Consider the following 8,715-nt stretch of genomic DNA (forward strand, 5'->3'; position numbering starts at 1 on the left):
CCCCTCTCTCATCCCCCGCCCCCCACCCAGAACTACCCCACATCCAACACACTCTTCCCCCACCCCCCGCTCTACCGATCCCCACCCGGCTGGCCCCGCCGGCCCGCCGCGGTCCCGCACCGCGGCGGACCGCTCAGCCGAATACGGGGAGGACGATCGGATAGCGGGCCAGCGGCGTCATCGGGAAGGCGCTCGGCCGCGCGTCGAGCAGATCGTCGTCGAGTAGCCAGCTCTTGATATGACGTTCGAACAGCGCGCACGAGGGGCTCGGGCTGTCGGGATCGGCGACCCGGACGAAGCGGAAGCCCGCGCGGCGATAGTAGGTGTGCAGTTCGGTGTTGGAGGTCCAGGCGTCGAGCCTGACCCACTGGCGTTCGTAGGCCCGGGCGAGTGCGGCCGCGTGGGCGAGCAGTCGCCGTCCCACGCCGTGCCCGGCGAAGCGCAGGTCCACGATCAGATAGTGGACGATCAGCGAATCCGCCAGTTCGGCATTGCTCCACAGCTCGCGGTCGGCGCGGTCGTTGACGGTGATCGTGCCCGCGGGCTCGCCGTCGACCTCGGCGACCCAGGTCTCACCGGCGGTCAGTGCCCGTCCGACGACGCGGGAGAAGTAATCGATCGATAGGCCGGAGGCCTCGGTGGACCACTGGTCCGAGCCGCGGGCCGCGAGCCACGTCGCGCGCTGTAGCCGCAGGCGGCAGATCAGGTCCAAGTCATCGAGAGCGGCCGGCCGAATCTGCACGGTCATGGGCTAGAACCATATCCCAGACCGATCGGTCTGATCCAGCACGCCACGAATGACCGCGGTACCGGCGGCATCGCCCAGCTCGTAGGCGAGGCGATTGCTGGTGGCCGTCGACCGGTGGCGGGTTACGCGGGTGATCCGTTCATGATTGGCGCCGATGCGCAGATGGTCGAGCAGAATGGTACCGATCGCGATACCGAGTACCGAGGCCTCCTCCGCCGTGGCGGGCCGGGCCACGAGCGTGTCGCGATGGGCCGTCTCTCCGTGACCGCGTTCGGCCAGTCGGCGTGTCGTGCCTTCGGCGATATCGTGCGGTGAATCGATACCGGTGGCCTCCGCGAGATCTCGTGGATAGAAGCTCACCTCCCACGACCACGGTTCGTTGTCCAGGAACTGCACCACGGTCCGGGCCAGCACCCAGGAATCCACCGGTATCCCCAGCCAGCGCGCGACCTGCCGGCTCGCCGGTTCCATCCGGGCGCTGAACTCCTTGGTCGGAACCCGGCCCGCGGCGCGGGCGATCTCCTCGAAGATATCGTGGGTCGCGCGCGGCCGATCGGGGCGGATGTGATCGGTGATGACCGATTCCAGGACTTCCTGGCTGCGAACGATGGTGCCCCGGGAGGTAGCCGTATAGACAAGGTTTTCGGTGACCAGCAACTGGATCGCGTTACGTGCGGTGGTGAGCGAAACCTGCATCTGCTCGGCAAGTTCCGCGTGACTGGGGAGACGATCCCCCGGTCGCCAGGTGCCTGCTCGTATCTCCTCGCGGAGGTGGTCCGCGATCCGTCGATACGTCGGACCGTCCGCCATCGTGCTCCTCGGGTGGTCTACAGATAACGAAGTGTACGCTTTTCGTGTCGCGGGGGGCCTGTATCGCTTGACAGTGGACTTCTGCGGTTTATTGTAATGAACGTACTGACCCGGTGTTGTGCGGCGATGAACGGCGAGGCAACCGTGACAGGTTCGGATACAACAGTCGTAATGGCTCTTCCCAGTGCCCCGCGGGGCGCTGATCCTTTGGCGCGGAACGGGTCTCCCGGTCCGCTACCGAATTCGGATCTACTGGTGCGCGCGGCGCGCGGGCATCGGGTGGTCGGGGGACAGCTGCTCTGGTACGCCCGCGATCTCGCGGTACTGCACGAGCGCAGGCTGGTGGGGCGTGGCGGATCCATCGTCACCGACCCCGACCGCCTGGTCGAGATCGATAGGCGCCGGATGGAATTGGTGCTCGCGATCGACGACTGGGTGGGGCGCAATGTCGCCCAGCACCGGCTCGGTGTCACCCTGCACACCGAGACCATCGGCGCGATCATCGACCGGATGGCCGAATCGGCCGTCCGGGCGCATCACGCGCTGATGACGCTGGACGCGGACGACGAACTCCTGCACGGCGCGTGGCATCATCTGGCCGAACTGGCCGACGCCTACGACGCGCTGGTGGGCGACGTCCTGGCAGGTAGGCGGCGGCTGCCGGAGTGGTGAGAACCCGCGGCATGCGTCACGCCGCGGTCTCTCCCGTCACCCCGGTTGCGACCGGTAGCTCTGCGTGAAATCGTCGGCCACCGTGGCCGCCAGTTCCACGTAGGCGCGTTTGGTCTCTTTTTTCAGCCGCGGCAGATCGATCTCCGCGCCCTCGGACATATGCGGGTCGAACGGGATCATATGCACGGCCCGGCAGCGGGACAGGAAGTACTGCCGCAGTTGCTGCACGTCGATATTCGGGGTGCCGTCGCGTGGTGAGTTGATCACCACGACGGCGTTCTGCACCAAGTGGTGGTAGCCGTGCAGCGACAGCCAGTCCAGGGTGGCGGAGGCGCTCTGCGCGCCGTCGATCGCGGTCGGGGAGATCAAGACCAGCGAATGCGCCAGTTGCAGGACACCGGCCATCGCCGAATGCATCAGCCCGGTACCGCAGTCGGTGAGGATGATGTTGTAGAACCGCTGCAGGATACGGGCCACCGCGCGGTACTCGTCCTCGTTGAACGCTTCCGAGGCGGCCGGATCCCGTTCGCTGGCAAGCACTTCCAGCCGGCTGGTCGCCTGCGAGGTATGCCGCCGGACATCGGAGTACCGCTGGATGGCCGGATCGAGCAGCAGATCCCGCACGGTCGAGCGCGTCTGCATGGGTACCCGCTGTGACAGGGTTCCGAAGTCGGGGTTCGCGTCGACCGCGATCACGCGATCGCCGCGGATGGAGGCGAAGGTCGACCCGAGCCCGATCGTGGTGGTGGTCTTACCGACACCACCCTTCAGCGAGAGCACCGCGATGCGGTAGTCCCCGCGCACCGGCTGGCGGATCCGGGCCACCAGTTCCAGCATCCGCCGCTCCTCGGCGGACATACCCGGATTGATCCGGCCGCCGGACGCGTGATGGACCACCTTGCGCCAGCCCTGCCCGGCCGGTTTCTTCGCGCGTCGCACCGCGACATCGTCGAGCGACGGACCGCCTGGGCCCGGGCCGCCGAACTGGCCCGGCTGCGGCTGCTGCGGCTGCTGCCACTGCGCGGCCGGGGGCATACCGCCGTGCTGCGGGCCGGGAGCGGGCTGCTGCCACTGCGGGGGCGGCGGAGTGTTCGAGTAAGGGCTCGGGCCCGGACCGGGACCGCCGGTGTGCGGGGCGGGGCCGGGCTGCCCAGGCTGCTGGTGCGGAGCCGGCCGGTCCGGGTGCGGCTGCTGCGGGCCTGGCGCGGGAGTCTGCTCGGGTGTGCGCCAGTGGGGGCCGGGCGTGCCGCCACCCGTCGACGGGGCCGGGGCCTCGGGTATCTGCCAGGCCGGGGGCGGCATGTTCTGATTCGCCGGGCGTGGACGGGTCTCCGGTCCGCGCGGACCGTCGGGTGCGGGGGATCGCGAACTCTCCGGCCCCGGTGTAGGCCTGGCGTCGGCCGCGGCACCGTGACCGGTATCGGGGCGTGCCGGGATATCGAGCTCGGGCTGACCGTGCCGGGGCGCCGGCGGTTGTGGAGGCGCGGGAGCCTCGGCCCAGGGGGACTGCGGGATCGCGCCGGAATCGGCCGGTGCCGTTTCGGTGCCACCCGCGGTGCCGTTCGCTGCCGTGCTCGCGGACTCCGGGGCCTCAGCGAAATCCGGGACGTCGCCGGCGCGCGGCGGTTCGGTGGGCGCGGACGGTAGATCCGGTAGCCGCTGGAACGGTTGCTGATCGGTGGGCGCGGGCGGGTCCGGCAGCGGCGGGGGCGGCGGGAGGTCGGGGCGTGCGGGCGCGTCCCGCGGTGCTCGCTCCGGACTCTCGGGCCGCCCGGCCTCCCCGGCCGCATCCGTTCGCCGCGAGTGCTCCGGGGGGATGGGATGGTGCGGGCGCAGCCGATCGAACTCCGGCGCCGGTTCGCTCGGGTTGCGGATCGGCAGATTCGGCGCGGGGGTCTGGAAGGCGGCGTGATCGGACGGGACCTGGAAGGAAGCCGGTTCGGACGGGGCCTGGAAAGGCGCTTGCTCGGCCGGGGCCTGGAACGAGGGCTGTTGCGGTGCGGCGTCCGAGAGCGGCGGATCGGGTGTGAACGAGGGCGGAGCGGGGTGGGTATCCCGCGGCGGCTCGGGGGCCGGGGAGGGGTAGGACGCCTCGGCGCCGGGCCCCCACTGCGGCGCGGACTCCGGGGCGCGGAACGGGTCGCCGGTGGCGGGGTACGCGGGAGGCGGCGTGCTCTGCTCCGGCGGCGGCCGCAGGAGAGCCGCGGACGGATCTTCCTCGGGAGGTGGCGCGGGCCGGTCGCCCGGGGACTGGGTCGCCCATTCGTGCTTGCCGGTCTGCTCGGCCCAATTGTTGCGCTGCGACGGTCGCGGGCCGTTGTTCCCGGGCAGCAACGGACCGACCCGGTCCTCGAGTGAGGGTTCCTCACGGTCCTTGTTACGGAACCAGCCCTTGCCCTTCTTCTTGTCGCCGTCGGCGGCGCGCTCGTCGCCGCGCCCACGACGGTTGAAGAAACCGTTCGCGGGTTCGGGAGTCTCCGGTATCACCTCGTCCTGCGGGAGGTTCTCTACCGGCGGCGGCTCGTAGTTGCGGAAATTCCCCTGCGCGGACTCGGCGACCTCGGTGTCGGCCAGCCATGGCGGCAGCATGGGGAGGCCGTCGTTACTGCGGCTCACCGGTCCCCTCCTGGAATGGTCGGCCTCGGACAGCGCCAGTTTACGCGACAAGTCCCGTTCCACCCGGGGCCGGGGAGCCACCACCGGCGGACGCGACGCACGGACCCCGGGACCCCTTTTTGCCCGATCCCACGGCTACCGGTAAGCTGACCAGGCGGTGTATCAAAGCGCCGCCTGTTCGCGTGCGATCGGTTCTGGTGATCAGCTGCTGTGGGGTCACCGTAGCGCAGTGTGGGCCGCTCTGCGGCCGAACTCGCGTGCTCCGGCCGGGTGCATCGAGCAGTACCAGGCAATCAGACCAGGTTGAGTGTAACCGGGATCGCGGAGGATATGGCGAAGAAAGACGGGGCCATCGAGGTCGAGGGGCGGGTTGTCGAGCCGTTGCCGAATGCGATGTTCCGGATCGAGCTCGAGAACGGGCACAAGGTCCTCGCGCATATCAGCGGCAAGATGCGCCAGCACTACATCCGCATCCTGCCGGAGGACCGTGTCGTCGTCGAACTCTCGCCGTACGACCTGTCCCGCGGTCGGATCGTCTACCGCTACAAGTGAACGAGCGAGCCCCGGTTCGCTCCCCAGATTTCCCCGGTCGTACCCGGCCGGGGTCAACTGTGTCCACACCCTCGGGTGTGGGCCGCAACGAAAGATTGGACGGACGTGAAGGTTCAGCCGAGCGTCAAGAAGATCTGCGAGAAGTGCAAGGTGATCCGGCGTAACGGCCGGGTCATGGTGATCTGCGACAACCTGCGGCACAAGCAGCGGCAGGGCTGACACCGGCGCCGAGCACCGAACGTAGTTCGGATTGGCACGAGAAGAACTCCCAGCGCCAGCCGCACACTGAGGATTTTTCCGGGGTGACCCGGAAGGTGTGCGCGCCTACCCCCGGACCGGAGGCCGGGGCCCCACCAGACGAGGGGACGGACAGGGAGCAGACCTCCGCGACAGTTAAGGAAACTGCCAGATGGCACGTCTCATGGGCGTCGACCTCCCGCGCGAGAAGCGTATGGAGATCGCATTGACCTACATCTACGGCGTCGGTCGTACCCGCTCCAAGGAGATCCTGGCCGCGACGGGCGTCAGCCCCGACCTGCGTTCGAAGGATCTCACCGATGAGCAGGTCACGCAGCTGCGTGACTACATCGAGGGCTCGTCCCTCAAGGTCGAAGGTGACCTGCGTCGTGAGGTCCAGGCCGATATCCGACGCAAGATCGAAATCGGCTGCTACCAGGGCCTGCGGCATCGTCGCGGTCTCCCGGTCCACGGCCAGCGCACCAAGACCAACGCGCGCACCCGCAAGGGCCCGAAGCGCACCGTCGCCGGCAAGAAGAAGTAGGGGATAGCGAATGCCTCCGAAGTCCCGGGCCTCCGGCCCGAAGAAGAGCCAGAAGTCGCGTCGCAGGGAAAAGAAGAACGTTCCCCACGGCCACGCGCATATCAAGAGCACGTTCAACAACACGATCGTGTCGATCACCGACCCTTCCGGCAACGTCATCTCCTGGGCGTCGTCGGGCCACGTCGGGTTCAAGGGTTCGCGCAAGTCGACCCCGTTCGCCGCGCAGCTGGCCGCCGAGAACGCGGCCCGCAAGGCGCAGGAGAACGGCGTCAAGAAGGTCGACGTGTTCGTCAAGGGCCCGGGTTCGGGCCGCGAGACCGCGATCCGTTCGCTGCAGGCCGCCGGCCTGGAGGTCGGCACGATCTCCGATGTCACTCCGCAGCCCCACAACGGCTGCCGTCCGCCCAAGCGGCGTCGCGTCTAAGCGGGAAGGAAGGTAGAGCACAATGGCCCGTTACACCGGACCCATCACCCGCAAATCGCGTCGCCTGCGCGTCGACCTGATCGGCGGTGACCAGGCTTTCGAGCGTCGCCCCTACCCGCCCGGCCAGCACGGCCGCGCGCGGATCAAGGAGAGCGAGTACCTGCTCCAGCTGCAGGAGAAGCAGAAGGCCCGCTTCTCCTACGGTGTCATGGAGAAGCAGTTCCGCCGGTACTACGAAGAGGCCAACCGCCTCAAGGGCAAGACCGGCGACAACCTGCTCCGTCTGCTGGAGACCCGCCTGGACAATGTCGTGTACCGCGCCGGTCTGGCGCGTACCCGCCGCCAGGCCCGCCAGCTGGTCAGCCACGGCCACTTCCTGGTGAACAACAAGAAGGTCAACGTGCCTTCTTTCCAGGTCACCCAGTACGACATCATCGATGTCAAGGAGAAGTCGCTGCCGACCCTGCCGTTCCAGGTGGCGCGGGAGACCGTCGGTGACCGTCCGGTCCCCGGCTGGCTCCAGGTCATCCCGGGCCGGCTGCGCATCCTGGTGCATTCGCTGCCGGAACGCGCGCAGATCGATGTGCCGCTGCAGGAACAGCTGATCGTCGAGTACTACTCGAAGTAATTCGAGTTCTACTCGGCGCGAACGCTGCGCCGCTGGTGCGGGCCGGCCGCTATCCGGTCCGCACAACCCCTAAACGAGGCGTCAAATAGCGGGCGCCCAAAACAGGAGGATTGATCCTATGCTGATTTCCCAGCGTCCGACCCTCACCGAAGAGGTCATCGCCGACAACCGGTCGAAGTTCACCATCGAACCGCTCGAGCCGGGTTTCGGGTACACCCTCGGTAACTCGCTGCGGCGCACCCTGCTGTCCTCGATCCCGGGGGCCGCGGTGACCAGCATCCGCATCGACGGCGTTCTGCACGAGTTCACCACCGTGCCCGGCGTGAAGGAGGATGTCACCGACATCATCCTGAACCTCAAGGGCCTGGTCGTGTCCTCCGAAGAGGACGAGCCGGTCACCATGTACCTGCGTAAGCAGGGCCCGGGGACCGTCACCGCCGATGACATCGTGCCGCCGTCGGGTGTGGTCGTGCACAACCCGGATATGCATATCGCCACCCTGAACGACAAGGGCAAGCTCGAGATCGAGCTGGTCGTCGAACGCGGTCGCGGTTACGTCCCGGCGGTGCAGAACAAGGCGACCGGTGCGGAAATCGGCCGGATCCCGGTGGATTCGATCTACTCGCCGGTGCTCAAGGTGACCTACAAGGTCGAGGCCACCCGTGTCGAGCAGCGCACCGACTTCGACCGGCTCATCCTCGACGTGGAGACCAAGAACTCCATCAGCGCGCGGGACGCGCTCGCCTCGGCGGGCAAGACCCTGGTCGAACTGTTCGGCCTGGCCCGTGAACTGAACGTCGAAGCCGAAGGTATCGAGATCGGCCCCTCCCCGGCCGAGGCGGATCACATCGCCTCCTTCGGGCTGCCGATCGAGGATCTGGACCTCACCGTCCGTTCCTACAACTGCCTGAAGCGCGAGGGTGTGCACACCGTCGGCGAGCTGGTGGCGCGGACCGAATCGGATCTGCTGGATATCCGCAACTTCGGCCAGAAGTCCATCGACGAGGTCAAGGTCAAGCTGCACGCGCTGGGCCTCTCGCTCAAGGACAGCCCCGCCTCCTTCGACCCGTCCAGCGTGGTCGGCTACGACGCGAGCACCGGAACCTGGTCCGACAGCGGCACTTTCAGCGATAACGACGGCGGCGAGCAGGACTACGCCGAAACCGAACAGCTCTAGGCCGACGGGGTAGGCGCCCCGGAACGGTCTTTACCAAGGAGAACCCACAATGCCCAAGCCCAAGAAGGGTGCTCGCTTCGGCGGGTCGGCGTCGCACCAGAAGGCGATCTTCGCCAATCTGGCCACGGCGCTCTTCGAGCACGGTCGAATCCAGACCACCGAGGCCAAGGCCAAGGCGCTGCGCCCCTATGCCGAGAAACTGGTCACCAAGGCGAAGGCCGGCACCCTGGCCGACCGTCGCGAGGTGCTCCGGGTGATCCGGAACAAGGACGTCGTGCACGATCTCTTCGCCGAGATCGGCCCGTCG

General features: G+C 67.9%; 11 protein-coding genes. 8 read left to right on the forward strand and 3 right to left on the reverse strand.

Features of this window, described 5'->3' with window-relative positions; translation table 11 throughout:
- Positions 1–133 precede the first annotated feature (133 nt).
- A complete protein-coding gene (locus ACWDU1_RS25045; RefSeq protein ID WP_450002063.1) occupies positions 134–748 on the reverse strand; it encodes a GNAT family N-acetyltransferase in 615 nt (204 codons plus the stop codon).
- Between the two features lie 3 nt (positions 749–751).
- Positions 752–1,558 (reverse strand): GntR family transcriptional regulator, encoded by an 807-nt coding sequence (locus ACWDU1_RS25050; RefSeq protein ID WP_450002065.1) that lies wholly within the window; start codon positions 1,556–1,558, stop codon positions 752–754.
- A gap of 255 nt (positions 1,559–1,813) precedes the next feature.
- Here ACWDU1_RS25050 and ACWDU1_RS25055 point away from each other — a divergent pair, with 255 nt between their 5' ends.
- Complete coding sequence (locus ACWDU1_RS25055) at positions 1,814–2,230, forward strand: DUF4254 domain-containing protein (protein ID WP_357422145.1); 417 nt, start codon at positions 1,814–1,816, stop codon at positions 2,228–2,230.
- 36 nt (positions 2,231–2,266) lie between these two features.
- Here the strand turns inward: ACWDU1_RS25055 and ACWDU1_RS25060 are convergent, their stop codons facing one another.
- Complete coding sequence (locus ACWDU1_RS25060) at positions 2,267–3,667, reverse strand: nucleotide-binding protein (RefSeq protein ID WP_450002070.1); 1,401 nt, start codon at positions 3,665–3,667, stop codon at positions 2,267–2,269.
- A gap of 1,509 nt (positions 3,668–5,176) precedes the next feature.
- Here ACWDU1_RS25060 and infA point away from each other — a divergent pair.
- The 7 genes from infA to rplQ all read left to right on the forward strand — a co-directional run.
- Entirely contained in the window at positions 5,177–5,398 is a 222-nt protein-coding gene (gene infA / locus ACWDU1_RS25065; protein WP_003418601.1) for a translation initiation factor IF-1, read from the forward strand.
- Positions 5,399–5,503: 105 nt separating this feature from the next.
- Positions 5,504–5,617 (forward strand): 50S ribosomal protein L36, encoded by a 114-nt coding sequence (gene rpmJ, locus ACWDU1_RS25070; RefSeq protein ID WP_025347279.1) that lies wholly within the window; start codon positions 5,504–5,506, stop codon positions 5,615–5,617.
- 190 nt (positions 5,618–5,807) lie between these two features.
- Complete coding sequence (gene rpsM, locus ACWDU1_RS25075) at positions 5,808–6,179, forward strand: 30S ribosomal protein S13 (protein ID WP_030522614.1); 372 nt, start codon at positions 5,808–5,810, stop codon at positions 6,177–6,179.
- A 10-nt stretch (positions 6,180–6,189) separates the two neighbouring features.
- Complete coding sequence (gene rpsK / locus ACWDU1_RS25080) at positions 6,190–6,603, forward strand: 30S ribosomal protein S11 (protein ID WP_030522613.1); 414 nt, start codon at positions 6,190–6,192, stop codon at positions 6,601–6,603.
- 22 nt (positions 6,604–6,625) lie between these two features.
- Positions 6,626–7,231 (forward strand): 30S ribosomal protein S4, encoded by a 606-nt coding sequence (gene rpsD / locus ACWDU1_RS25085; protein WP_450002067.1) that lies wholly within the window; start codon positions 6,626–6,628, stop codon positions 7,229–7,231.
- A gap of 118 nt (positions 7,232–7,349) precedes the next feature.
- Entirely contained in the window at positions 7,350–8,408 is a 1,059-nt protein-coding gene (locus ACWDU1_RS25090; RefSeq protein WP_030522611.1) for a DNA-directed RNA polymerase subunit alpha, read from the forward strand.
- A 49-nt stretch (positions 8,409–8,457) separates the two neighbouring features.
- Positions 8,458–8,715: 50S ribosomal protein L17 (gene rplQ / locus ACWDU1_RS25095; RefSeq protein ID WP_450002069.1), on the forward strand; the 258-nt coding region annotated here is incomplete at its 3' end.

The organism is Nocardia sp. NPDC003345 (genome assembly GCF_053589395.1).